This window comes from Nitratireductor sp. WH36-1 (assembly GCF_058725515.1).
The window spans coordinates 2,853,591-2,876,377 of the sequence record NZ_CM178970.1 but is presented as its reverse complement, the minus strand read 5'-3'; the positions used below and the strand labels follow the sequence as shown (position 1 = coordinate 2,876,377).

Below are 22,787 nucleotides of genomic sequence, written 5' to 3'. Positions count from 1 at the left end.
GATGGACGTTCTCTTCTATCACCTCACCGAATCGACGCTGGAGGAGGCGCTGCCTCCTCTGGTGGAGAAAAGCCTCGAGAGGGGATGGAGGGTGGCCATCCAGACCGGAAGCCGGGAGCGCTGCGAGGCGCTCGACAACTGGCTTTGGACATGGCGCGAGGAGGCCTTTCTCGCCCATGGCACGGATCGGGACGAGCATCCCGAACACCAGCCCGTGCTTCTGACCGATGTGTCGGCCAACCCAAACGATGCGCAGATCCGTTTTTTCGTGGATGGCGCGGATCCGGGCGCGGTGGATGGTTATGAACGTGCGGTTCTCATGTTCGATGGCCATGATGCCGACCAGCTCAATGCCGCGCGCCAGCACTGGAAGATGCTGAAATCGGCAGGCCACGCCGTCACCTACTGGCAGCAGGGGCCGGATCGGCGCTGGCAGAAGAAGGCCTGAGGCCTCCCGTCCATCTGCCGAACCAGAATGAAAAGGGCTGCCTTGTGCAGCCCTTTTTTCGCTTCAGAATGTTCAGCCGGGCTAAACGATCTCCGCGAGCAATTCTTCCAGTTCGCCCAGATGCGCGATCTCGCGAAAGCGCGGCGCGTCTTCCGGCGCTTCCGCATGCTCGTGCGACCAGGTGAGGTCATGCGGCACGAAAACACCCCACGAACCGGCCTCAATGGCCGGAATCACATCGGACTTCAGCGAATTGCCGATCATCATCGCGTGTTCGGGGCCATCGCCATGGGCCGCAAAAACCCGCTCATAGGTCGTGCGTGATTTGTCGCTGACGATCTCGACCGCGTCGAACCAGTCGCCGAGACCCGAAGCCGCCAGCTTGCGCTCCTGATCGAAGAGGTCGCCCTTGGTGATCAGCACCAGCCGGTGCCGACCGACAAGCCGCTCCAGCGCCTCGCGGGCATGGGGCAGGGTCTCGACCGGGTGGTCGAGCATCTCGCGCCCCGCGTCGAGAATGTTTTGAATGGTCGCCGCCGGCACGCGGCCCCCGGTCACCTCGATCGCGGTTTCGATCATCGACAGGGTAAAGCCCTTGATGCCAAAACCATACTTTCCGAGATTGCGCTTCTCGGCATCGAGAAGCCGCTCCGTCAGATGATCGGGATCGGCATAGTCGCCAAGCAGTTCGGCGAAGCGCGCTTCGGTCATGCGGAAGAAGCGCTCGTTCTGCCAGAGCGTGTCATCCGCATCGAAGCCGATGGTAAGCGCGCGTGTCACGAGGCCATTTCCTCCTCATACTCGGTGGAAAGCGTCAGCCAGCGATCTTCATGCTTTGAAAGCATGTCGGCAAGGTCCGAACGCTCCTTGGCGAGCGAAGAGACCTTTTCCGGCTCCTTGTCGTAGAGGCTTGTATCGGCAAGCCGCGCCTCAATGGCTTCGATCCGCTTGCGCGTTCGGTCGATCAGTCCCTCGGTCGCCTTGATCTCCTTGGACAAGGGCTCGAGAGCGGCGCGCTTGCGCGCAGCCTCCTTGCGCTTGTCGGCCTTGGAGGCCTTGTCGCTTTCCCGCTTTTCCCGGTTGCGGCTCGCGCCTCCGGTCATCTGGCTGCGGTAATCGTCCATGTCGCCGTCGAAAGGCGAGACGGTGCCGCCGCCGACGATCCACAGCCGGTCGGCCGTGGCCTCGATCAGGTGCCGGTCATGGCTGATGAGGATCACCGCGCCCTCGAACATGTTGAGCGCCTCGACCAGCGCTTCACGGCTGTCGATGTCCAGATGGTTGGTCGGTTCGTCGAGGATGAGCAGGTGCGGGGCCTCGAATGTGGCAAGCCCCATCAGAAGCCGCGCCTTCTCGCCACCCGAAAGGTCGCGCGCCGGCGTCGACATCTTTTCCGTCGTCAGGCCGAACTGCGCGACCCGCGCCCGCACCTTCGCCTCCGGTGCATCCGGCATCAGCCGGCGCAGATGCTGATAGGCGTCTTCATCGGGACGCAGATCGTCGAGCTGGTGCTGCGCGAAGATCGAAACCTTCAGCCCCGGCGCGACGGTCTTGGTGCCCTTTTCGAGCGTGAGCCGGTCGGCGATCAGTTTGGCGAAGGTCGATTTGCCGTTGCCGTTGGAGCCGAGAAGCGCGATCCGGTCATCATTGTCGATGCGCAGCGTGAGCCCGCGCAGAACGGGTTTGCCGGGCGTGTAGCCGACCGTTCCGCCATCAAGGGCGATGATCGGGGAGGCGACGGCCTTCTCGGGATTGGGAAAGCGGAAAGGCAACACCGTTTCGTTCAGCACGGCGGCCATGGGCGACATGCGCTCCAGCGCCTTCAGGCGCGACTGCGCCTGGCGCGCCTTCGACGCCTTGTAGCGGAAGCGGTCGACAAAGGCCTGCATGTGCTTGCGCTGGGCGTCCTGCTTGACGCGCATCTTCTCCTGCAGCTCTGCCTTCTCGGCATACTGCTTGGCGAACTGGTCGTAGCCGCCGCGCCAGAACGTCAGCTTCTTGTGTTCCAGATGCACGATGGACGAGACCGCCCGGTTGAGCAGGTCGCGATCATGGCTGATGAGGAGCACGGTATGCGGATAGCGCGAGAGATAGTTCTCGAGCCACAGCGTGCCTTCCAGATCCAGATAGTTGGTCGGTTCGTCGAGCAACAGAAGATCGGGCTGGGTGAAGAGAACCGCAGCCAGCGCCACGCGCATGCGCCAGCCGCCGGAAAACGACGAGGCCGGGCGCTTCTGCGCTTCGGCGTCGAAACCCAGGCCGGAAAGGATCGCGGCTGCCCGCGCTTCCGCCGAGTGGGCGTCGATATCGGTCAGCCGGGTCTGGATCTCGGCGATGCGATGCGCGTCGGTTGCCGTCTGTGCCTCGGCCAGAAGCGCTTCGCGTTCGGTGTCTGCACGCAGAACGATGTCGATCAGTGGCTCTTCCGTCCCCGGCGCTTCCTGCGCAACCTGGCCGATGCGCATGCCCCTGGGCAGGCTGATCGTGCCGGACTCGGAGGCAAGGTCTCCGGTGATGGCGCGGAAAAGGGTCGTCTTGCCGGTGCCATTGCGGCCGACAATGCCCGCCTTGGTGCCAGCGGGGAGGGAGAGCGATGCCTGGTCGATCAGAAGGCGGCCGGCAATGCGCAGCGAAAGGTTTGAAATCGTCAACATGACGGCGTTTTGACGGTTCGCCGTCTGGCTGGCAAGACGTCACTTTCAAAGCGGCTGACTTGACGCAACAGAACCGCACCAGTGTTGCCAAAAGCAGACAGGTGTGGCCCAGCGAAATTGGGCCACACCCGGAGCCCCTGTTGCAGCCATTATAATGGGTTCTGACCCTAGCGGGCCGCAGCCTGACGAAGCGCCTTGCACATCTGCACCAGCGCATAATCCCAGGCGTTCGGATCACGCAGAATGCTGACGCAGCGTTTGCGATAGACGGCGATCTGCTGATTGCTCATGCCGCTTAGCGCGCGCTGGCCGATATTGTTGCCGCTGCTGAAAATGCCGGTATTGGTGCTGCCCGGTCGTCCCGCGCGGGGTGTTCCTGTGCCGGGCGTTCCCGTGCCGCCCGTGCCAACACCGACACCGACGCCAACACCGATCCCGCCACCGCCGCCGCCAATATTGGCGTCGACACCGGCATTCACGCCGCCGCTTCCGCCGAGGGAAGCCGTCGTGCCGGAATCGACCACGCCGCCGCTTCCGCCCACGCTCGTGCTGCTGGAGACGCTCGCCGCGCCGCCGACGGAGGCATTGGCGTCAACGCCTGCGACACTGCCGCCGCCCACTGACGCGCCCACACCGGCGCTTGTGCCGCCCTGATCCACACCGACGCTGGCGCCAAGGCCGTTATCCGTATCTACCGATGCGGAGATGCCACCGACGCTGACATCAATCGCCTGACTTGGGGTGATCATGGCCAATGCAATGACCCCGCTGGCCACGCCTGCGAGAATTCCATTCTGCACTTTGTTCATGGTTCTCCTCCTTGATGGCGGTTTTCGTCCATTCAAGGATGGTAGGGGCAATATGAAAAAGTGAAGGGTAATATTGAATTGAAGGTTTAATTGTAGAGTCGAACTTCGTGAAATATATAATCAAATTTATTGCTTTAAGTCTGTAATGAGTGGTCGCTTGTCAGGCGAATCTTGCTCCGTCTTTTGTGCGGTGGAAATATATGAGATCCAGTGACGGTGCTTCCACGCCCAGTATCGACAATGCGGCATGCGCCTGACCGCGATGATGCGTCTGGTGATTGAAGAAATGCACAAGTGCGGGCGCAAGACGCTGTGAAACCGTGCGAACATCCGTAACGGTCACATAGGTAAAACGTCCTGAAAACGCAGCCTCGTCCAGACTATCGATCCATTCCACAATGCGTTTGTCTTCGTCGTCACGGGCAATCCGCAGGGCGGGCAGCGCGCTGTGCAGGATGGTGTCGAGCGCACCGGGGGATGCGCCTTCGCCGGTGAAGCGCTTCATCCAGATCAGGTCGCCCACCAGAATGTGATTGAGGGTTCTGAGCAGCGATTTGAAGTAGAGGCCGATATCGCGATCAAGCGCGTCGGGGTCCAGCGTCTCGGCTGCATCGTAGATCCGGGCGTTGGCCCAGAGATTGTAGGCGGCCAACATTTGGAATTGCTGTTTCATTGCTTTGTCCGGGAGGCTGGAACAAGAGAATCTCGCCCCAGCGTATTGCATGGCGAACGGATTATGAAATCCTCTCGCACCTGACAGCGCCAATCGCAATCGAGAGGACGAGTTGTGACCATTACACTTTATGAACTGGTGGGCGTGGATGCAGCGCGTCCTTTCAGCCCGCATTGCTGGAAAGTGGCGTTTGCTCTGGCGCATAAGGGGCTCGATTTCACGACCGTACCAGTGCCCTTCACGCAGATCGGCGCAATCGAGGGCGGGGCCACGAAAACGGTTCCGCTGATCCGGGATGGCGAAACGCTGGTCGGCGATTCCTTCGCCATCGCGCTCCATCTGGAAGAAGTCTACCCGGACCGGCCAAGCCTGTTTGGCGGAGAGGGTGGCGTGGTGCTGTCCCGTTTCATCGAGAAATGGGCCAATGCAACGCTTGTCCCGTTCGTCGGCGCGTCTCTCCTGCCGGAGATACACGCGGCTCTGGAAGAAGATGACCAGGCCTATTTCCGCCAGACCCGCGAGGCGCGCTTCGGTGGTGCGCTCGAGGATGTCGCCCGGGGGCGCGAGGAGCGACTTGAAGCATTTCGCGATGCGCTCGTGCCGCTGCGCGCCGTGGTCAAGCGGCAACCATTCCTGGGCGGGGAGGGACCGCTTTTCGCCGACTATATCGTGGCCGGTGTCTTCCAGTGGGCGCGCGTCATATCGCCGTTCCCTTTCATCGCGGAGGATGATCCCGTCGCACACTGGTTCGAGCGGTGTCTGGAACTGCATGACGGTCTGGGCCATCGCGTGCCGGCTGCATGAGCGGCGTCGGCGCGTTTCGATGAAGGAGAGATGACGGATCGGGTGTGAAAACCGCCGTTCAGCGGGCTGAAATCATGCAAGGCGGCGTTGGCCCTTCCCATGTGGGCTCTGGCCGGTTATAGACCGCGCCATCTTCAAACATGGGCCAAGGCCCTAAATCCAGACAATCGAAGGACAGACCATGGCGATCGAACGCACTTTCTCTATGATCAAGCCGGACGCAACGAAGCGCAACCTGACCGGCGCAATCACCAAGAAGCTCGAGGACGCCGGCCTGCGCGTCGTCGCTTCCAAGCGCGTGTGGATGAGCCGCCGTCAGGCAGAAGGCTTCTACGCCGTTCACAAAGAGCGTCCGTTCTTTGACGAACTGTGCGAGTTCATGTCTTCCGGCCCGACCGTCGTTCAGGTTCTCGAAGGCGAGAACGCAATCCTGAAGAACCGCGAAGTGATGGGCGCCACCAACCCGGCAGACGCCGACGAGGGCACCATCCGCAAGGAATTCGCCACTTCGATCGGCGAAAACTCCGTCCACGGTTCCGATGCTCCGGAAACGGCTGCTGAAGAGATCCGTTACTGGTTCTCCGATCTCGAGATCGTCGGCTAAAGCAATTCCAGGAAAAGTGGGAACCGGTTTCCCGTCCGGAATTGCGCAAGAACAATGAATGAGAGCGTTTTCGCGATTCAACGAAAAGCGGAAATGCTCTAATTCTGAGGGTTCTTCACGAACCACCAGTTTGAAAACCGGGGCTCAGGCCCCGGTTTTTTTATGCGCCCTGCCGGGTGGAGCCGGGAAAGCGCAGAATGGCGGAGGGGTTGCGGTCGAGAACAAACCTGGCGAAGTCCTCGCCCGTCATGGCGCGCCCGTAGAGCCAGCCCTGGAAGAAGGCGCAGCCGGATGCTTTCAGAAGCGCTTCCTGCCCGGTCGTCTGGACATGCTCCGCCACAGCCGAGAGGCCGAGCGTGGAGGCCATGTCGAGCATGCTCTGCACCAGTGCGCGGTTGTTTTCGCTCGCTTCGATATCGGCGATGAAGCTGCCATCCACCTTCAATTCGTCGAAAGGCAGCTTCTTCAGATAGGCGATGGAGGAATAGCCGGTTCCGAAATCGTCCAGCGACAGCCGCACGCCAAGCGCCTTCAGTTCGTTCATGCGGCGCTGGATCTGCATCTGGTCGCTGGTCAGCACACGCTCCGTCATCTCCAGTGTGAGAAGCTGCGGATTGAGCCCATGCTCTTCCAGCCGGTCATGCAGGAAGGCGACGAAATCCGGATCGCGCAGCGATTTGAGGCTGATGTTCACCGCCATGCGCAGCCCTTCCAGCCGCGGGTTCTTCTTCCATTCAGCCAGGGTTCGAACACTGGTTTCGATGACACCGCGGCCCAGAAGCTCCGAGAGACCGTGCTGTTCGGCCAGTCCCACGAAATCGCTTGGCGACAGGGCGCCGTGATCGGCGTGGTTCCAGCGCAACAGCGCCTCGGCCCCCACCACATGCCCCGCCATGTTCACCTGCGGCTGGTAGTGGAGCTCCAGATTGTTCTCTACCAGCGCGCCGCGCATGTCGCTCAGGAGGCGGAAGCGTTTGCGCTCCTTTTGCAGAACGCGCGGGTCGAACAGCGCGACATTGTTCCGGCCCGAACTCTTGGCCTGATACATGGCCATGTCGGCATTCTTCATCAAAACTTCGGGACCGCGCTCGCTGCCATCGAAAACGAGCACGCCAACGCTTGCGGAGGTGCGATGGGTCATCTGCCCAAGCGTAAACTCCTGGCGCAGGGCGGCAAGCACACGGTTGGCCGCCACAATCGCGTTGCGCGTGGCGCTGGCGGCGGTGGTATCGCTCAGAGAGAGGACGATGACGAACTCGTCGCCGCCGATACGCCCGACCGTGTCGCCCGGGGCGACGGCTGCCTGCAGGCGCGTGGCGACCTGCTTGAGGAAGATGTCGCCGACATCGTGCCCCATCGTGTCATTGAGCGTCTTGAAATTGTCGAGGTCGATGAAGAGGATCGCGCCGCGATTGCCGTTCCTGCTGCATGCCTCCATCTGTTTGCCGACCGCATCGAAAAGGCAGCGGCGGTTGGGCAGTCCCGTTAGCGGATCAAAGAAGGCAAGCCGCTCGATTTCGAGCTCGTTTTTTCTGCGCGCAGACGTGTCGGAGAGGTAGCCGTGCCAGACGATGCCGTCCTCGGTGCTTTCGGGCATCGCGGCGACGCGCAGCCATTTCTCCGAACCATCGACGGCATGCAGGCGGAAGTCGCACTCCCAGGCGGAGAGGTTCATGCCCGATTGGCGCAGCGTCTCCAGATACCGTGCGCGGTCTTCAGCATGCACCATGTGGAGGATCGAATTGGGGTCGCCGGGCACCGCATTATACTCATAACCAAGCAGATCACGGAAACCGCGCGAGGTGTAGAGTACGGAAAACTGGCCGCCATTGCGCCGCAGCATCTGGAACAGGCCGCCGGGAAGCTGCGATGTCAACTTCTCGAACATGTCCTGCAGTCGCAGGCGCTTCACGGTTTCGGTGATCTCGCGGACCGATCCTTCATAATAGAGCGGTTTGCCGGTGCGGCGGTCGCGCACGAGACGCGCCGATTCACTGATCCAGATGCGCTCGCGCGTCTTGTGGCGATAGATCTCCGAGATGAAGTTCTCGACCTTGCCGTTCTTCTCCAGCTCCGCGCGAAACGCCTCGCGGCGGGCCGGGTCCACATACCATTCGCTGCCAATATCCGTGACGCCGGCCAGGAGCTCGGCTTCGCTGTCATAGCCATTGAGGCGTACGAGCGCCGGGTTGGCGCTCAGCTGGCGGCCGTTGGGCAGCGAGCGGTAGATGCCCTCGGAAAGATTGTCGATCAGCTCCTGATGGTTCACCTGCTCGTCACGCACCGCGCGATAGAGTGAGCGCATGCGAAACAGGCAATAGGCCAGCGCAAGACAGCCAAGAAGGCCGCCAGCTGCGATCCACCAGGCGAAATCCACCTGCGTCGCCAGCATCGTCTGGATATTCTCAGACATTGCTCTCCCACCAAGATAACTCAGGGGAAAGCTATAACCTGTAACGGCTTGCCCAAATGTCTAGGAACGGAAGAAAAGCCGGCTATCGTTAGTGAAGGGTAAAGGGAAGAGGTCCGCTCAGCGCTGCCAGCGTTTCATGTCTTCCAGATCGCCCGCCCTGGCCTCGACCCAGTCTCCGCTGTTTTTCTCGGAAACATGCTCTTTTTTCCAGAAAGGAGCGCGGGATTTCAGGAAATCCATGAGGAAATCGGCAGATTCGAAGGCAGCCCGGCGGTGCGAGGAGGCAGCGACCACGAGCACGATGTTTTCCCCAGGGGCAATGCGGCCAAACCGGTGGATAACCGTCAGGCCGGTCAGGGGCCAGCGCTCGACCGCCTCGGCAGCGATGCGCGCGATCTCGGCCTCGGCCATGCCCGGATAGTGTTCGAGTTCGAGCGCATCAAGCCGCCCGTTCTCATCGCGGCAAAGCCCGGTGAAGCTCACCACTGCGCCCACATCGCGGCGGCCTTCGGTCAGGCGGCGGCTTTCGGCGGCAGGGTCGAAATCCTCTGCCTGAACACGCACCAGAGGCTCGCAAGGCGCAGTCATGGTCAGCCCCCGGTCATGGGCGGAAAGAGCGCCACTTCACCGTTCCGGGGCAGGGCGGCCGTGTGTTCGGCATGCTCTTGATTGATTGCGACGCGGATCACGTCGGACCGCTCAAGGGCGGTTTCGTAGTTTTCGCCACGGGTTTTCAGCCAGGCGAGCAGGTCCGTCACTGTCTTGACGTCGGCGGGCAGGTCAACGGTCTCTTCCGGCAGGCCTATGCGCTCACGAACCCAGGCGAAATAGACGAGTTTCACGGTTATTCCTCCACAATATGCTTCAGCCCGGCGCGGAAGTAGTCATAACCGGTGTAAAGCGTCACGACGGCCGAGATCCAAAGAAGCACGATGCCCATCTCGGTGGTGTAGGGCAGGATCTTGTCACCGGCGGGGCCGGCCAGCAGGAAGGCGATGGCGACCATCTGGATCGTCGTCTTCCATTTGGCGAGCTGCGTCACGGGAACGCTGACCTTGAGTGCTGCGAGATATTCGCGCAGGCCAGAAACGAGAATTTCGCGGCACAGGATGATGATCGCCGCCCACAGTGACCATCCGGCGATGGTGCGGTCGGTGTCGGCTGCCAGGAGGAGAAGGCAGGTGGAGACGAGGAGCTTGTCGGCGATGGGATCAAGCATCTTGCCGATATTCGAGGTCTGCTTCCAGATGCGCGCCAGGTAGCCATCGAAGTAATCGGTAATGCTGGCGAGGATGAAGAGCGCCAGCGCCGACCAGCGGGCGAAGTCGCTCGATTGCAGCCGCCCCTCCAGGAAAAAGCACAGCACGATTGCCGGCACCGCAAGAATGCGGCCATAGGTCAGGAGGTTCGGGATGTTGAATGCCGGCGTTCTGCGTCTGGCCATGAAGCGCAATCCTGCTCAGGTCTGCCCCGGAATGTGCGGACACATTCCAACCCATTGATTTTAAAATCACCGCGTCCCAAGCGCGAGGACACGACGAACACACGCCCGTCGGGCTCGACTGGCAAATACCAATCGTTACCTGTCAAATCAGAACCGGGAGCGAACGGCAAGCGCCAACCGGGGTAACCGCGACGAAAGAACGCCGCTTCAGCCGTTTTCGTGGAAATGATTGTAGATCTGGCGGGCAATTGCCTCGGAGATGCCGTCCACGGCGATCAGGTCATCAATGCCGGCGCGGCTGACAGCCTTGGCCGTGCCGAAGTGATGCAGCAATGCGCGCTTGCGGCCGGGGCCGATGCCGCTGATCTCATTAAGCGGGTTCTTCACCATCTCCTTCTTGCGGCGCGCCCTGTGCGAGCCGATGGCGAAACGGTGCGCCTCGTCGCGCAGCCGCTGGATGAAATAAAGCACGGGATCACGCACCGGCAGGGTGAACGAGCTTTTGCCGGCCATGAAGAAGCGCTCGCGTCCGGCATCGCGGTCGACGCCCTTGGCGACGCCGATGGCTGTCACCATTTCCGTGATGCCGAGTTCCCCGAGGATCTGCGCGGCGGCCGCCAGCTGTCCCTGACCACCATCGATCAGAATGACATCGGGCCAGGCGGGCATGTCCGCCATCTCGGGAGCGTCGGCCTCGTCATCACCGGTCTTCTGTGCGTCCCCGGCAATCGGGAGACCGTTCTCCTTGATGAGGCGGGAGAAGCGCCTCTGCATCACCTCGCGCATCATGCCGTAGTCATCGCCGGGGGTGATGTCGGTCGAACGGATGTTGAACTTGCGATACTGGTTCTTGGCGAAGCCTTCCGCTCCGGCGACGATCATGCCGCCCACCGCGTTGGTGCCCATGATGTGCGAGTTGTCGTAGACCTCGATGCGGCGCGGGGCTTCTTCCAGTCCGAAGGTTTCGGCAAACCCCTCCATCAGGCGCGCCTGCGAAGAGGTTTCCGCCAGTCGCCGTCCAAGCGCCTCGCGGGCGTTTTGAAGCGCGTGGTCGGTCAGGTCCTTCTTCTCGCCGCGCTGCGGGCAAAGCACCTGAACCTTGCGGCCGGCGCGGGTGGAAAGCGCCTCGGTGAGAAGTTCCTGCTCTTCGACTTCATGCGACAGAAGCACCATGCGCGGGCAGGGCTTGTCGTCATAGAACTGGGCGAGGAACGCGCCGAGCACCTCATTGGCCTCAAGCGCCGGGTCCGCCTTGGGGAAATAGGCGCGGTTGCCCCAGTTCTGCCCGGTGCGGAAGAAGAAGACCTGAATGCAGTTCTGCCCGCCTTCCTGATGGATGGCGAACACATCGGCTTCCTCAACACCCTGCGGGTTGATGCCCTGATGGCTCTGCACGTGGCTAAGGGCGGAAAGCCGGTCGCGATAGATCGCGGCACGCTCGAAATCGAGCGCCTCGGAGGCTTCCTGCATGGATTTGGCGATCTCCGCCTTCACCCTGCTGGAGCGACCGGAGAGGAAAGCCTTCGCTTCCGAAACAAGTTCGCCGTAATCGGCTTCGCTGATTTCGCCGGTGCAGGGGCCGGAGCAACGCTTGATCTGATAGAGCAGGCAGGGGCGGGTGCGGCTTTCGAACACGGAATCCGTGCAGGTGCGCAGCAAAAAGGCGCGTTGCAGCGAGTTGATGGTGCGGCTGACGGCGCCGGCGGAGGCGAAGGGGCCGAAATAATCGCCCTTCTTGGAGCGCGCGCCGCGATGCTTGAAGATGCCGGGCGCGGAATGGTCGCCGGTGAGCAGGATATAGGGAAACGATTTGTCGTCGCGCAGCAGCACGTTGAAACGCGGGCGCAGACGCTTGATCAGATTGGCTTCCAGAAGCAGCGCTTCGGTTTCCGTTCGCGTGACCACGAACTCCATCGACGCCGTTTCGCGCACCATCCGGCCAATGCGGTTGGTGTGGCCGCGCCCCTGCGCGTAGTTGGTGACGCGCTTCTTCAGGCTGCGGGCCTTGCCCACATAGAGAACATCGCCCTCGGCGTTCATCATCCGGTAGACGCCGGGTGCGTTCGGTAGCCGCTTTACCGCAGACTGGATGACCTCGATGCCGACCACGCCATCGGTGGTCTCGCCGCTGTCCCAGTCGAGGGCGAGGTTTGCCGGTTCCTTGAGGGCAGTCTCCTTGAGGACGGTTTTGGCGTTCACTCGGGCACTCCCGCCACGTCAGGCGTTTCCCAGGCCAGGTGCTGGCCGCCGTCGAGCGCGATCATCTGGCCGGTGATCGAGCGCGTCTCCCAGAGATAGCGCACCGTGCGGCCGAAATCGTCCAGATCCGGCGCGCGCCCCAGAATGAGGCCGTCGGTCTGACGGTCGAAATCTTCCTGCTGCTGGCGCTGGTTGGGCAGGGTGGGGCCGGGGCCGATGGCGTTGACGCGGATGTTCGGGCCAAGCGCCTGCGCCATGGTGCGTGTCGCGGTCCAGAGCGCGGATTTGGAAAGCGTGTAGCTGAAGAAGCGCGGGTTCAGTCGCCATACGCGCTGGTCGATCATGTTGACGATCAGGGCCTGCGCATCGTCGGGCAAAGCCTGTGTCAGCGCCTGCGCGATCAGCGCAGGGGCTTTGACGTGAAGGTCGAAATGGGCGTCCCAGCCTTCGTCGGTAAAGTCGGAGACTGCATCATCCTCGAAGATCGAGGCATTGTTGATCACGATGGACGGCAGGCCCAGCGCCTCTTCTGTCTGGCCGATCAGCGCCCGTGTCGCCTTGCCATCACGCAGGTCGGCCTGCAGAACGGCGGCCCGTCCGCCTGCCTCGATGATTTCGGCGGCGAGCCGGTCGGCAGCGTCGCGCGAATGGCTGCAATGGATGGCGACGGAAAAGCCGTGACGGCCCAGATCGCGCGCGATGGCCGCGCCGATGCGTTTTGCGCCGCCGGTAATCAGTGCCGTTCCATTGGTCTGTGCCATGTCGCTCCCGTCCATGTCATTCAGCCGCGAATCCTGTGCGTCTGAAAGCTGAATTTCCATGATGTCATTTAGGCCGAATGAGGCGCGTCTCCAACCCCGTAGCCGCGACATGCGTATTCTCCTGACAGAGAGGGCAAAGGCCAGGGATTTTGGTTTTGATGACTAAGAATTATAAGGCTGATTTTCTGTTGTTTACGTATTCGTACATGTAACTGAAATTTCCGAAGGGTGCCAAAATTCGGACAAGATTGGAAATGATGGAGGGCTGTCTTCAGGTTAAGAAGATTGTTTACGTATGTTTTGTTTTATAAACGGGAAAATTTCATGAAATCGAGTTTTATCCTTCGCTTGAGCACCATGGTTGCCGTGTTGGCAGTCGCCATGGGCATTGGTCCGGCCCTGGCTGCCGACCTTTCGGGTTCGAATGCAGCACCGGATCCCGTCATTCAGCTTCCCGGTTGGGAAGGCACCTATCTGGGCGCCACGTCCGGCGTGGTTCGCACACGTGGCGATGAGGACGGGGACGCAAAGACGAGCACTGACTATATCGGTGGCGTGTTCGCTGGCTACAATGCCCAGACAGGCAAAGTTGTTTACGGTGTCGAGGGCGAGCTCGGCTATAACGGCCTGAAGGCTTCCAGCCTGGGCGCTGACATCAAGGGCGGTGTCAATGGTGCGGTTCGCGGACGCCTTGGTTACGCGGTCAATGACCGCCTGCTGATCTACACGGCCGCCGGTCTGGCTGCCGGGCGCTACAGCGTAAAGGACGGCAGTGTGTCGGATTCCAGGATGCTTACCGGCTGGACGGCAGGTGTCGGCGCTGACGTGGCGCTGACGGACAAGGTGTTTGCCCGTGGCGAGTATCGCTACACGAATATCGGCAGCATCGGGAGCAACACCTTCGAAACGGCAGGCGGTCCCGCAAAGCTCTCTGGCGGCATGAACGAGTTTCGCATCGGCCTCGGCGTGCGCTTCTGATCACCCGATCAAAGTCAGGCCAGATGTATTGATCTGGTCCTTAAATAGAGATGAAGCCGGCGCGAGGCCGGCTTCATCATTTTCTTTTCGTCGCTGGACATGCGCGATCCCGAAAGCCGCGATCCGGAAGGCCGCGATCCGGAAGGCCGCGAACCAGAAGACCGCGATCTAGAACACGGTGGCGATGTATCCGGCGAACGCCGCCAGCATTGCGCCGCCAACCGCCTTTCCGGCTGGCAGGCGCAGGAAACCCAGAAGCGCCAGCGCAAGGCTCGCGCCCAGCATTACCCACATGTCGACGGAAATGATGCGCGGATCGACGGCGACCGGTGTGATCAGCGCCGTCAGTCCCATGATGCATGCGATGTTGAAGATGTTCGAGCCGACAATGTTGCCCAGCGCCATCGTCGACTGACGCTTGATTGCTGCGGCCACGCTGGTTGCGAGCTCGGGCAGCGAAGTGCCAATGGCGACAATGGTCAGGCCGATGGCGGCGTCGCTGACACCGAAGCTCTCAGCAATCCGCACGGCGCCGGCAACAGTCAGCTGCGCGGCGATGGGGAGGCCGACGACGCCGGCAACAAGATAGATGATGACCCGTTTGCGGTCATGCGGTGCTTCCCCGATATCGTCATGGAAGTCATGGTTTTCCGGAGCCCCGCTGCTTCTCGCATCGTAAATCTGCCAGGCGATGAAGGCGCAAAGACCTGCGAAGAGTGCAGCGCCTTCAAGCCGGGTGATGACGCCCCCCGCAAGCATCCACATGAAAACTGCCGTCGTACCCAGCATGGCGACCAGATTGCGGCGCAGCCCCTTCTCATTGGAGATGACGGGGTAGATGAGCGCTGGCACGCCCAGCACCAGAAGCACATTGGCGATGTTGGAGCCAACCACGTTGCCGACGGCAAGGCCAGGCGCGCCGGAAAGCGCAGCCTGCACGGATGTGAAAAGTTCAGGGGCGGAGGTTCCGAACGCCACCACGGTCAAGCCGATGATGAGAGGGGAAATTCCGAGATTCTCGGCAAGGCCGACTGCACCCTTCACAAAGATGTCGCCTGCGAAGAATAGAAGCGTGACGCCGACTGCCAGTATAAGCAGACTGAAAAGCATGAATGTCCCCATGTGATCCGCGATTTCTCGCGGTATATAGGTGCTCACCTGTCGGCCCCCAAGGCCCGGAAATAATTCTGTTGCCAAATTGCAACGTCAATTTTCCGCCTCATTGGCGCCCCCGAAAGACCTATTTTTGGGGCACGTTCAGCCTCATTTCACGCCCAGATAAGGGCATGCGACGTCGGGATAGCTTCCTCCCAAGGTTCCTGGCCTCGCCAGCGTGGTGCGTTTTACGGGCATGATGCTCAAGAGGGACGACCACAGCTTTGAAAATGCTAGTGGCTTAAGGAGTATGGACCATGAAAGCCCATAAGAACGTCATTCTGTCGACGGCCGCAGCCGTTGGTTTTGTCGCAGTCGCAGGCGTTGCCAATGCAGCCGATGCGGTCATCGAGCAGCCGCCGGCACCGCCCGCAGCGCCGGTGATCTCCACCCCGATCAACAATTGGGAAGGCGGCTACGCCGGTATCGCACTCGGCTACGGCTTCTCTGGCGAAACCTCCGCCAACCAGCCGGTCGTCGGCAACGACATCGGCACCGATGGCTTCGTCGGCAACGGCTTTGCCGGTTGGAACTTCCAGTCCGGTAGCTTTGTCTACGGTGTCGAAGGTGATGTCGGTTACAACGGCATGAAGGGCACCAATGCCGGTGTCGAATCCAAGGGTGGCGTCGACGGTACGCTGCGCGCACGTCTTGGTGTTGCCGCGACCGACAACATCCTGATCTACGGTACGGCAGGTGGTGCTGCAGAGCGCCTGAAGGTTTCCGATGCAGCCGGTTCCGACACCAACACCATGCTCGGCTGGACGGCCGGCGCAGGTGTCGACGCCAAGCTGACCGAGCGCGTCTTCGGTCGCGTCGAGTATCGCTACACGAAGTTCGGCAGCGAGACGTTCAACACCGGCAGCGGTGCACAGGACGTCAGCGACAGCTCCAACAAGGTCATGTTCGGCCTTGGTATGCAGTTCTAATCGAACTGAAGAGCAATCGGGAAAAGCCGGGCCATGCGCCCGGCTTTTTCTTTATCCGCCGCTTCTTTATCTGCCGCGGGCCGGGGGCAGGAGAACGCGCTTGCTGCGGCAGTCCTTGCGGTCCACCGCTTCGCAGGCGCGGAATTCCATGTCCTTCGTCATGCAGATGCGCACCTCGCGCAGATAGCGCCTGTCGCAGGTGACCGCGATCGCATCCTTCTCCAGCCCCGGATTGGCGGCAAGGAAAGCCTCCTCCACGGCCTCAGGCGAGACCATCACCGGTTTTTCCAGGTTTCTGAATGCGGGCGGCGTCTCTACGCGCTCACGCGCCTTGCGGGTGAGGGCGAAATAGTCTTCCTGCGCAACGCCCGTGCACATGCCGTGCTTGCGCCACTGGTGCCCCATCAGGCCGGCGGATGGCATGATGTCGCGATAGCGGTCTACCAGCGCGTTGGGCACGCGCTGCGGGCGTTTGGAGCGGCAATACTCCGGATAGCCATCCTCATATTGCGGCCACAGACCGTGGACAACGAAGGCATAGGGACGCTCGCGCCCGCATTGCTGCCGGTTCGCGTCTGCGCCTTCAGCGGCGCAATAGCTGGGCGACCAGCTCAGAGACAAGACGTAGAAGTCGAACACCCCAGTCGGCGCGCCGCGCTCGCCGGCAAGCGCCGGCGCAGCCCCTGACAGAATCAGACAGGCGAAAGCTGCGGCCCGCAGCCGTTTGCCAATGCGCATGGATTGCCCCGGAACTGAATTGCCTATCGCAGAACGCGGCAGCCGCCGTCATAGACGTTCCAGCGGTCGAAGCCGGAAACGCAAAACTCCACATTGTTGCCGAGGCCGGCAAAGCCCTGACCGTATTCGACCAGATACCAGATGGCGCGGTCGCGTCCGTCGGAGAGGCGTGCCGTCGCACGGCAATAGCGCCGCTCGATGGGGCTGTCTGCCGAAGACGGGTTGTAGCGGGTCTGATAGGCGCCGTGGAAATCGACGATGTCGACATTCGGCAGATTCGGTACGTGGGTGACCTGATAGCGAAAACGCTTCTGGATCGTCGACTGGACGCCCGCATCCGCGCAGACATCACCGGTCGCGCCATAGGCGCCAACCGGATCGGCCGCTTGCGCCTGCATTGGAATGAATGCGGTGGCGAAAATTGCGGCGAGGCTGGCTGCCAGAGCCTTGAAGCGCGCCATGAGACTGTCTCCCGGATGAGTGTTACCGTGTAATGCGTAGAGTTTTGCGCCAGCCCGTCTTCGGGGTCAAGCGCGGGCGGGTCATTCTGCCGCCAGCCTTTCGATGCTCCAGAGTCCCTTGCCATTGTCGCCGAGTATGCTGGCGAGCGGCGGCAGGACGGTTTCCATTTCCTTCTGCAGCACGAAGGGCGGGTTGACGATGATCATTCCCGTGCCGTCGAGGCGCGGTTCGGATGAGGGCGCGCGCAGCTCCAGTCGGATGTCGATCACATCGGCGATGCCGCTGTCGGCAAGCGTCTTGCGGAAGGCGTCGACCGCCCTGTGGTCCTTGATCGGGTACCAGATGGCATAGATGCCGCCCGGCCAACGCGCATGTGCTTTCTGAAGCCTGGCCGCGATGCGTGTGAACTCGCCTTCCTGCTCGAAGGGCGGGTCAATGAGGACCAGTCCACGCTTCTCCTTGGGCGGCAGATGCGCGCCGAGCGCCAGCCAGCCGTCTAGCTCGATCACGCGCGTCTGGAAATCGCCGGCGAATTCCTCTTTCAGACGGGCGGCGTCCTGCGGGTGCAGCTCGACGGCGGTCAGGCGGTCCTGTTTGCGCAGGAGGTGGCGTGTGACGCGGGGCGAGCCCGGATAGCGCTGGATGCCGCCTTCCTGATTCACTGCGTGAACGGCATCGAGCAAGGGATTCAAAAGGCTGGCGGTTTCAGCGTCGAGCGAAGCCTCCATCAGCCGTCCGATGCCGCCCTGCCATTCACCCGTCTTCTGCGCCTCCTCGGAAGAAAGGTCATAGAGGCCGATGCCGGCATGGGTGTCGATGACGCGAAAGGCTTTGTCCTTGCGCTTCAGATATTCGACGATGCGCGCCAGCACTGCGTGTTTGACCACATCCGCAAAGTTTCCGGCGTGATAGGCGTGACGATAGTTCATGTTTCCCGCTTCGGTGGCGTTTGCACCTGATTTTCTGAAAACTGGCTCTACGCGTGTGCAGAGAAAATCGCTAGTGTCCCCGCCATGAACACACACGCAAACATCCATATCGGACATTCGGCCTGCCCGCATGACTGCCCCTCGACCTGTGCGCTCGACGTTGAGGTGAAGGACGGTCGCATCGGTCGCGTTTACGGCGCGAAGGACAATAGCTACACCGCCGGCGTGATCTGCGCCAAGGTGGCGCGCTATTCGGAGCGTATCCATCACCCGGACCGGCTTTTGAAGCCACGGGTGCGTTCGGGCGCGAAGGGTGAGGGCAACTGGAAGGAAGCGAGCTGGGACGCCGCGCTCGATCTGGTGGCGGAAGCCTTCCTCAAGGCCGAGGAAAAGCATGGAAGCGAGGCCATCTGGCCTTACTACTATGCCGGGACGATGGGGCTTGTGCAGCGCGACTCCATCGACAGGCTGCGCCACGCCAAGCGCTATTCGGGCTTCTTCGGCACGGTCTGCACCAATGCGGCATGGACGGGTTTCGTGATGGGGGCGGGCGATCTGCGTGGTCCCGATCCGCGCGAGATGGCCAAATCCGACTGCGTGGTGATCTGGGGCACCAATGCGGTTGCCACACAGGTCAATGTGATGACGCACGCGATCCGCGCGCGCAAGGAGCGCGGCGCGAAGATCGTGGTGATCGACGTCTACGACAACGCCACGATGAAACAGGCGGATATCGGCCTCGTCCTTAAGCCGGGAACGGACGCCGCGCTTGCCTGCGCGACGATGCATGTTCTCTTCCGTGAAGGGCTGGCGGACCGGGCATTTCTCGCAAAATACACGGATGACCCCGCCGGGCTCGAGGCGCATCTTGCAACGCGCACGCCCGAATGGGCGTCTGCCATCACAGGCCTTTCGGTGGAGGAAATCGAGACCTTCGCACGGCTGGTGGGTGAGACGAAGCGCACCTTTTTCCGCCTCGGCTACGGCTTTACGCGCAATCGCAACGGCGTGGTGAACATGCACGCTGCCCTGTCTGTCGCCGCCGTCACCGGCTGCTGGCAATATGAGGGTGGTGGCGCGTTCCACTCCAATTCATCGATCTTTCGGCTGGACAAGTCACTGATCGAGGGCGAGGCGCTGCGCGATCCCGCGATCCGCTCGCTCGATCAATCGCAGATCGGCCGCATTCTCACCAATGATGAAGAGGCGCTGCGTGGCGGCCCGCCGGTCACCGCGCTTCTGATCCAGAACACCAATCCGGCCAACATCGCGCCGGAGCAACGGCTGGTGAAAGAGGGCTTCCTGCGCGAAGATCTCTTCACCTGTGTGCACGAGCAGTTCATGACCGACACGGCGAAGCTTGCCGATGTGGTTCTGCCGGCCACCATGTTCCTGGAGCATGACGACATCTATCGCGGCGGCGGCCACCAGCACATCGTGCTCGGCCCCAAACTGGTGGATGCGCCGGGCGAGGCGCGCGAGAACATCTTTGTCATCGAAGAACTGGCAAAACGCCTCGGCGTTGCCGATCAGCCCGGCTTCGGGCTCTCCGCGCGTGCGCATGTGGACTGGATGCTGGAGCGCCGTGGCCTCGGTGATTTCGACAGTCTCAAGGAAGAGCGCTGGGCCGATGTGCAGCCGGATTTCGACACGGCGCATTTCGTCAACGGGTTCGGTCATCCGGATGGCAAGTTCCGTTTCCGCCCGGACTGGACCGGCACGCCCGCGCCCAATCGTCCGCCCGCATCCATCGGATTGCAGGGGCCGCATCAGCGTATGCCGGAATTCCCCGACCATATGGATTTCATCGAGACGGCCGATCCCGAGCATCCCTTCAGGCTCGCCACTTCGCCCGCGCGCACCTTCCTGAATTCGAGCTTTACGGAGACGCCGGGCTCGATCAAACGGGAAGGACGCCCGGAACTGATGCTGCATCCCGACGACGCCGCCGGGCTTGGGCTTTCTGTCGGAGACCGCGTGGAAATCGGCAATCAGCGCGGCGATGTTGTGCTTCACGTCAAGCTGTTCGATGGCGTGCGGCGCGGCGTGGTGATCGCCGAGGGCATCTGGCCGAACATCGCTCATGAACGCGGTGAGGGCATCAACGTGCTGACGGGAGCCGATTCCATCGCACCTTACGGCGGCGCAGCGTTCCATGACACGAAGGTCTGGGTGCGGGCCGTCTGAAGCGTTTTTCAGACCTGTCAGAAAGGACGAAGCCGCTCAATGCACTGGCTTCGTCCGTGTTTCTGGGTGGCCCGGCGCCCATCCAAACGCCACGCGCACAACATCTCATTGCATGAACGTGCTGCGTGGTTCGACAGGCTCACCATGAATCAAGTGGTGGCTGGGGGGGGGGGAGTGGTGGCTGGCGGAGAGCCTTGAACAAACGCGTTGCGCCGGGTTTGACAAGCAACGCCCTCCCTCGTTCAACAAGCAACACACGCCCTCATGGTGAGCCTGTCGAACCACGCACAGCTTGAACGTCAGGAGCGCTTCTGGTGATAGGTCAATGCCAAGGCAAGACAATGGCTTAGGGCGTCTTCCGGAATCACTTCGTCAGGCCGGAATAGCAGTGCGCGGTTGCCTTCGAAAGTGAAGCGGTCGGGATAGTGCTCGCGGAATTGCCGGATGAGCGATGTCTGGCAGTGGACGAAAAGCGCCCAGCCATCTGACGGAGATTTGGGAATGCCCAGCCGGATCGTGCTGCCGGACCTGGTCTCCGGCGTCAGATAGGCGGGCTGGCCCCATTTCAGCGTTTCCTCGATCCGGCCAATGCCTGCGGTGTGACGGGCCGTCTCGAAGATCAGTTCACGGACGTGAAGCAATTGCGGCCGAACGGCATCGGGAAAGGCTGCAAAGGCAGCCGCGATGGCAGGCGAAGGGAAGGGAGGTTCGGTTGCGCTCAACCTGCCGCCCTCAGTCCCGGCGCTGGCCGGGTGACACGATGGCGAGATCGCCGCGTTCCTCGTCGACGCCGGAGAATACGGCTGCGCCGCCGGACATGCGCACCTTGCCTTCAACGAGGTAGCGAAGCGCCAGCGGATAGAGACGGTGCTCCACCTTGAGCACGCGCGCGCCCAGCGTTTCCTCGGTGTCGTTGCTCAGAACCGGCACGGCTGCCTGCGCGATGATCGGTCCCTCATCCATTTCCGGCGTGACGAAATGAACGGTGCAGCCATGAACGCGCACGCCATTTGCGAGCGCCCGGGCATGGGTGTCGAGCCCGCGGAAACTGGGCAGAAGGGCCGGGTGGATGTTGATCATCCGGCCTTTCCACTTCTGAACGAATTCCGGTGTCAGAAGGCGCATGTAACCGGCAAGGCAGACGATTTCGGCCTTCAGTTCGGTCAGCGCCTCGTGGATTGCCGCGTCATGCGCTGCACGACCGTCATACTCGCGCGAAGGCACAACCCTGGTGGGGATGCTGTGGGTTTCGGCGATCTCGAGGCCGCGCGCATCGGCGCGGTTGGAGATGACACCAACGATCTCGGCGGGAAAGGCAGGGTCGATGGCAGCGGCAACCAGCGCTGCCATGTTCGAGCCGCGGCCGGAGATGAGGATCGCAACCCGTTTGCGCGCGCGCCTGGTCATAGGTCGAGTTCACCGCGATAGGTAACGCCGGCTGCCTGACGCGGCACGATCTGGCCGAGCATGGTGACGCTCTCGCCCGCTTCCTGAAGCAGGGCAGCGATCTGGGCGGCCTCATCGGCAGCCACGGCAACAACCATGCCGATGCCGCAGTTGAAGGTGGAAAGCATCTCGCGCTCGGCAACGCCGCCCGTCCCGGCAAGCCAGGAGAAGACCGGCGGCACGTCGATCGCATCGAGGTCGATCTCCGCTGCCAGATGATCAGGCAGAACGCGCGGCAGGTTTTCAGGAAACCCGCCACCGGTGATATGGGCAAGCGCCTTGATGCCCCAGGCGGCTTTCAGCGTCGCGAGCAGGGATTTGACGTAGATGCGCGTCGGCTCCAGCAGCGCCTCGCCGAGCGTCTGCCCGGGGGCGAAGGGAGCCTTGTCGCTCCATTCGAGCCCGGCATCGGAAACGATGCGGCGCACAAGCGAGAAACCGTTGGAATGGACGCCGGAGGAGGCGAGGCCGAGCAGAACGTCGCCCTCGGCAATGTCGCCGGTGGGCAGAAGCCTGCCACGCTCGGCCGCGCCCACGGCGAAGCCGGCGAGATCGTAATCATCACCGTGATACATGCCGGGCATTTCCGCCGTTTCGCCGCCGATCAGCGCACAGCCGGCCTGCTTGCAGCCTTCCGCAATGCCCGAAACGATGGCCGCGCCCTGATCGGGATCGAGTTTGCCGGTGGCGAAATAGTCGAGGAAGAAGAGGGGTTCTGCGCCCTGAACGACCAGATCGTTCACGCACATGGCCACAAGGTCGATGCCGACCGTATCGTGCTTGTCCGCTTCGATGGCAATCTTGAGCTTGGTGCCGACGCCATCATTGGCAGCCACCAGCACCGGGTCGGTGAAGCCCGCCGCCTTGAGGTCGAACAGGCCGCCAAAGCCGCCGATCTCGCTGTCAGCGCCCGGACGGCGCGTCGCGCGCACCATGGGCTTGATCTTGTCCACCAGCCGGCTGCCCGCATCGATGTCGACGCCCGCATCCGCGTAGGTAAGGCCGTTCTTGGGTTCCTGAGCCATATCGTTCTCGCCGCCGCGTTTTTCTGGGCTTCTTGCATGAAGGCGGCGCTTCCGCAAGGCGCGAGATATCAACAAGCCGGCCTATTGAAAGCGCGGGGCTCTCCCACAATCTGAGAAAGCCTGCGATAA

Annotated in this window: 23 protein-coding genes; 6 read left to right on the top strand and 17 right to left on the bottom strand. The window is 61.9% G+C overall.

Going from position 1 to position 22,787, the window contains the following annotated elements; translation table 11 throughout:
• The first annotated feature begins 1 nt into the window (after nt 1).
• Nucleotides 2-448: a DNA polymerase III subunit chi gene (locus tag AC4PTT_RS13930; RefSeq protein ID WP_206554721.1), complete on the top strand. Its 447-nt coding sequence runs from the start codon at nt 2-4 to the stop codon at nt 446-448.
• Nucleotides 449-529: 81 nt separating this feature from the next.
• Here AC4PTT_RS13930 and AC4PTT_RS13925 read toward each other — a convergent pair whose 3' ends face one another.
• The 4 genes from AC4PTT_RS13925 to AC4PTT_RS13910 all read right to left on the bottom strand — a co-directional run bounded on the left by AC4PTT_RS13925 (nt 530) and on the right by AC4PTT_RS13910 (nt 4,584).
• Nucleotides 530-1,228: an HAD family hydrolase gene (locus tag AC4PTT_RS13925; protein WP_299937308.1), complete on the bottom strand. Its 699-nt coding sequence runs from the start codon at nt 1,226-1,228 to the stop codon at nt 530-532.
• Nucleotides 1,225-3,102, bottom strand: a complete 1,878-nt coding sequence (locus AC4PTT_RS13920) for an ABC-F family ATP-binding cassette domain-containing protein (RefSeq protein ID WP_113154726.1) — start codon at nt 3,100-3,102, stop codon at nt 1,225-1,227. Before AC4PTT_RS13920 ends, AC4PTT_RS13925 begins: the two co-directional genes overlap by 4 nt.
• Before the next feature lie 167 nt (nt 3,103-3,269).
• Nucleotides 3,270-3,911: a hypothetical protein gene (locus AC4PTT_RS13915; protein WP_475078637.1), complete on the bottom strand. Its 642-nt coding sequence runs from the start codon at nt 3,909-3,911 to the stop codon at nt 3,270-3,272.
• 160 nt (nt 3,912-4,071) lie between these two features.
• A complete protein-coding gene (locus AC4PTT_RS13910) occupies nt 4,072-4,584 on the bottom strand; it encodes a DinB family protein (protein ID WP_206547387.1) in 513 nt (170 codons plus the stop codon).
• Nucleotides 4,585-4,698: 114 nt separating this feature from the next.
• Between AC4PTT_RS13910 and AC4PTT_RS13905 the strand changes: the two genes are divergently transcribed.
• The gene (locus tag AC4PTT_RS13905; protein WP_492161469.1) at nt 4,699-5,388 is read left to right on the top strand and encodes a glutathione S-transferase family protein; all 690 of its coding nucleotides are present in this window, start codon (nt 4,699-4,701) and stop codon (nt 5,386-5,388) included.
• 181 nt (nt 5,389-5,569) lie between these two features.
• Nucleotides 5,570-5,992 carry a nucleoside-diphosphate kinase gene (ndk, locus tag AC4PTT_RS13900; RefSeq protein ID WP_113154730.1) on the top strand — a complete coding sequence of 141 codons (423 nt, stop codon included), beginning with the start codon at nt 5,570-5,572 and terminating at the stop codon, nt 5,990-5,992.
• Between the two features lie 160 nt (nt 5,993-6,152).
• On the opposite strand, the gene AC4PTT_RS13895 is transcribed toward ndk, so the two are convergent.
• The 6 genes from AC4PTT_RS13895 to AC4PTT_RS13870 form a co-directional block, all read right to left on the bottom strand.
• Nucleotides 6,153-8,405 (bottom strand): putative bifunctional diguanylate cyclase/phosphodiesterase, encoded by a 2,253-nt coding sequence (locus tag AC4PTT_RS13895; RefSeq protein WP_492161468.1) that lies wholly within the window; start codon nt 8,403-8,405, stop codon nt 6,153-6,155.
• 117 nt (nt 8,406-8,522) lie between these two features.
• Nucleotides 8,523-8,993, bottom strand: a complete 471-nt coding sequence (locus tag AC4PTT_RS13890; protein WP_283799373.1) for a molybdenum cofactor biosynthesis protein MoaE — start codon at nt 8,991-8,993, stop codon at nt 8,523-8,525.
• A 2-nt stretch (nt 8,994-8,995) separates the two neighbouring features.
• Nucleotides 8,996-9,253 (bottom strand): molybdopterin converting factor subunit 1, encoded by a 258-nt coding sequence (moaD, locus tag AC4PTT_RS13885; protein ID WP_206546656.1) that lies wholly within the window; start codon nt 9,251-9,253, stop codon nt 8,996-8,998.
• The gene (pgsA, locus tag AC4PTT_RS13880) at nt 9,250-9,849 is read right to left on the bottom strand and encodes a CDP-diacylglycerol--glycerol-3-phosphate 3-phosphatidyltransferase (RefSeq protein ID WP_113154734.1); all 600 of its coding nucleotides are present in this window, start codon (nt 9,847-9,849) and stop codon (nt 9,250-9,252) included. Before pgsA ends, moaD begins: the two co-directional genes overlap by 4 nt.
• A 207-nt stretch (nt 9,850-10,056) precedes the next feature.
• Entirely contained in the window at nt 10,057-12,048 is a 1,992-nt protein-coding gene (gene uvrC, locus AC4PTT_RS13875) for an excinuclease ABC subunit UvrC (RefSeq protein ID WP_492161467.1), read from the bottom strand.
• Entirely contained in the window at nt 12,045-12,809 is a 765-nt protein-coding gene (locus tag AC4PTT_RS13870; protein ID WP_206546658.1) for an SDR family oxidoreductase, read from the bottom strand. The genes uvrC and AC4PTT_RS13870 overlap by 4 nt, the downstream gene beginning before the upstream one ends.
• 324 nt (nt 12,810-13,133) lie before the next feature.
• Between AC4PTT_RS13870 and AC4PTT_RS13865 the strand changes: the two genes are divergently transcribed.
• A complete protein-coding gene (locus tag AC4PTT_RS13865) occupies nt 13,134-13,787 on the top strand; it encodes an outer membrane protein (RefSeq protein WP_113154736.1) in 654 nt (217 codons plus the stop codon).
• Nucleotides 13,788-13,955: 168 nt separating this feature from the next.
• On the opposite strand, the gene AC4PTT_RS13860 is transcribed toward AC4PTT_RS13865, so the two are convergent.
• Nucleotides 13,956-14,897 carry a calcium/sodium antiporter gene (locus AC4PTT_RS13860; protein WP_206546660.1) on the bottom strand — a complete coding sequence of 314 codons (942 nt, stop codon included), beginning with the start codon at nt 14,895-14,897 and terminating at the stop codon, nt 13,956-13,958.
• Between the two features lie 302 nt (nt 14,898-15,199).
• On the opposite strand from AC4PTT_RS13860, the gene AC4PTT_RS13855 reads away from it, so the two are divergent.
• On the top strand, nt 15,200-15,871 hold the full coding sequence (locus tag AC4PTT_RS13855) for an outer membrane protein (protein WP_113154737.1): 672 nt from the start codon (nt 15,200-15,202) through the stop codon (nt 15,869-15,871).
• A gap of 66 nt (nt 15,872-15,937) precedes the next feature.
• Here the strand turns inward: AC4PTT_RS13855 and AC4PTT_RS13850 are convergent, their stop codons facing one another.
• From AC4PTT_RS13850 to AC4PTT_RS13840, 3 genes are all read right to left on the bottom strand, one after another.
• On the bottom strand, nt 15,938-16,609 hold the full coding sequence (locus AC4PTT_RS13850; protein WP_206554714.1) for a ribonuclease T2 family protein: 672 nt from the start codon (nt 16,607-16,609) through the stop codon (nt 15,938-15,940).
• A gap of 23 nt (nt 16,610-16,632) precedes the next feature.
• Nucleotides 16,633-17,070 (bottom strand): hypothetical protein, encoded by a 438-nt coding sequence (locus AC4PTT_RS13845; RefSeq protein WP_113154739.1) that lies wholly within the window; start codon nt 17,068-17,070, stop codon nt 16,633-16,635.
• A gap of 81 nt (nt 17,071-17,151) precedes the next feature.
• On the bottom strand, nt 17,152-18,000 hold the full coding sequence (locus tag AC4PTT_RS13840; RefSeq protein WP_492161466.1) for a 23S rRNA (adenine(2030)-N(6))-methyltransferase RlmJ: 849 nt from the start codon (nt 17,998-18,000) through the stop codon (nt 17,152-17,154).
• Nucleotides 18,001-18,084: 84 nt separating this feature from the next.
• Here AC4PTT_RS13840 and AC4PTT_RS13835 point away from each other — a divergent pair, with 84 nt between their 5' ends.
• Entirely contained in the window at nt 18,085-20,187 is a 2,103-nt protein-coding gene (locus AC4PTT_RS13835) for a molybdopterin-containing oxidoreductase family protein (protein ID WP_492161465.1), read from the top strand.
• Nucleotides 20,188-20,486: 299 nt separating this feature from the next.
• On the opposite strand, the gene AC4PTT_RS13830 is transcribed toward AC4PTT_RS13835, so the two are convergent.
• Genes AC4PTT_RS13830 through purM form a run of 3 tightly spaced genes read right to left on the bottom strand, consistent with a single transcriptional unit; the run spans nt 20,487 to nt 22,658 of the window.
• Entirely contained in the window at nt 20,487-20,909 is a 423-nt protein-coding gene (locus AC4PTT_RS13830) for a DUF1801 domain-containing protein (RefSeq protein WP_492161464.1), read from the bottom strand.
• A gap of 10 nt (nt 20,910-20,919) precedes the next feature.
• Nucleotides 20,920-21,594, bottom strand: coding sequence for a phosphoribosylglycinamide formyltransferase (purN, locus tag AC4PTT_RS13825; protein WP_113154743.1), 675 nt, complete (start codon nt 21,592-21,594; stop codon nt 20,920-20,922).
• Entirely contained in the window at nt 21,591-22,658 is a 1,068-nt protein-coding gene (gene purM / locus AC4PTT_RS13820) for a phosphoribosylformylglycinamidine cyclo-ligase (RefSeq protein ID WP_113154744.1), read from the bottom strand. Before purM ends, purN begins: the two co-directional genes overlap by 4 nt.
• Nucleotides 22,659-22,787: the final 129 nt, after the last annotated feature.

Bases quoted from the DNA above. Each gene is read 5' to 3' on its own strand.
- pgsA (WP_113154734.1), bottom strand. From the start codon at position 9,849: ATGGCCAGACGCAGAACGCCGGCATTCAACATCCCGAACCTCCTGACC.
- AC4PTT_RS13890 (WP_283799373.1), bottom strand. From the start codon at position 8,993: ATGACTGCGCCTTGCGAGCCTCTGGTGCGTGTTCAGGCAGAGGATTTC.
- ndk (WP_113154730.1), top strand. From the start codon at position 5,570: ATGGCGATCGAACGCACTTTCTCTATGATCAAGCCGGACGCAACGAAG.
- purN (WP_113154743.1), bottom strand. From the start codon at position 21,594: ATGACCAGGCGCGCGCGCAAACGGGTTGCGATCCTCATCTCCGGCCGC.
- AC4PTT_RS13860 (WP_206546660.1), bottom strand. From the start codon at position 14,897: ATGCTTTTCAGTCTGCTTATACTGGCAGTCGGCGTCACGCTTCTATTC.
- AC4PTT_RS13835 (WP_492161465.1), top strand. From the start codon at position 18,085: ATGAACACACACGCAAACATCCATATCGGACATTCGGCCTGCCCGCAT.
- AC4PTT_RS13855 (WP_113154737.1), top strand. From the start codon at position 15,200: ATGAAAGCCCATAAGAACGTCATTCTGTCGACGGCCGCAGCCGTTGGT.
- AC4PTT_RS13845 (WP_113154739.1), bottom strand. From the start codon at position 17,070: ATGGCGCGCTTCAAGGCTCTGGCAGCCAGCCTCGCCGCAATTTTCGCC.
- AC4PTT_RS13865 (WP_113154736.1), top strand. From the start codon at position 13,134: ATGAAATCGAGTTTTATCCTTCGCTTGAGCACCATGGTTGCCGTGTTG.
- AC4PTT_RS13895 (WP_492161468.1), bottom strand. From the start codon at position 8,405: ATGTCTGAGAATATCCAGACGATGCTGGCGACGCAGGTGGATTTCGCC.
- AC4PTT_RS13850 (WP_206554714.1), bottom strand. From the start codon at position 16,609: ATGCGCATTGGCAAACGGCTGCGGGCCGCAGCTTTCGCCTGTCTGATT.
- purM (WP_113154744.1), bottom strand. From the start codon at position 22,658: ATGGCTCAGGAACCCAAGAACGGCCTTACCTACGCGGATGCGGGCGTC.
- AC4PTT_RS13915 (WP_475078637.1), bottom strand. From the start codon at position 3,911: ATGAACAAAGTGCAGAATGGAATTCTCGCAGGCGTGGCCAGCGGGGTC.
- AC4PTT_RS13920 (WP_113154726.1), bottom strand. From the start codon at position 3,102: ATGTTGACGATTTCAAACCTTTCGCTGCGCATTGCCGGCCGCCTTCTG.
- AC4PTT_RS13840 (WP_492161466.1), bottom strand. From the start codon at position 18,000: ATGAACTATCGTCACGCCTATCACGCCGGAAACTTTGCGGATGTGGTC.
- AC4PTT_RS13930 (WP_206554721.1), top strand. From the start codon at position 2: ATGGACGTTCTCTTCTATCACCTCACCGAATCGACGCTGGAGGAGGCG.
- AC4PTT_RS13910 (WP_206547387.1), bottom strand. From the start codon at position 4,584: ATGAAACAGCAATTCCAAATGTTGGCCGCCTACAATCTCTGGGCCAAC.
- AC4PTT_RS13870 (WP_206546658.1), bottom strand. From the start codon at position 12,809: ATGGCACAGACCAATGGAACGGCACTGATTACCGGCGGCGCAAAACGC.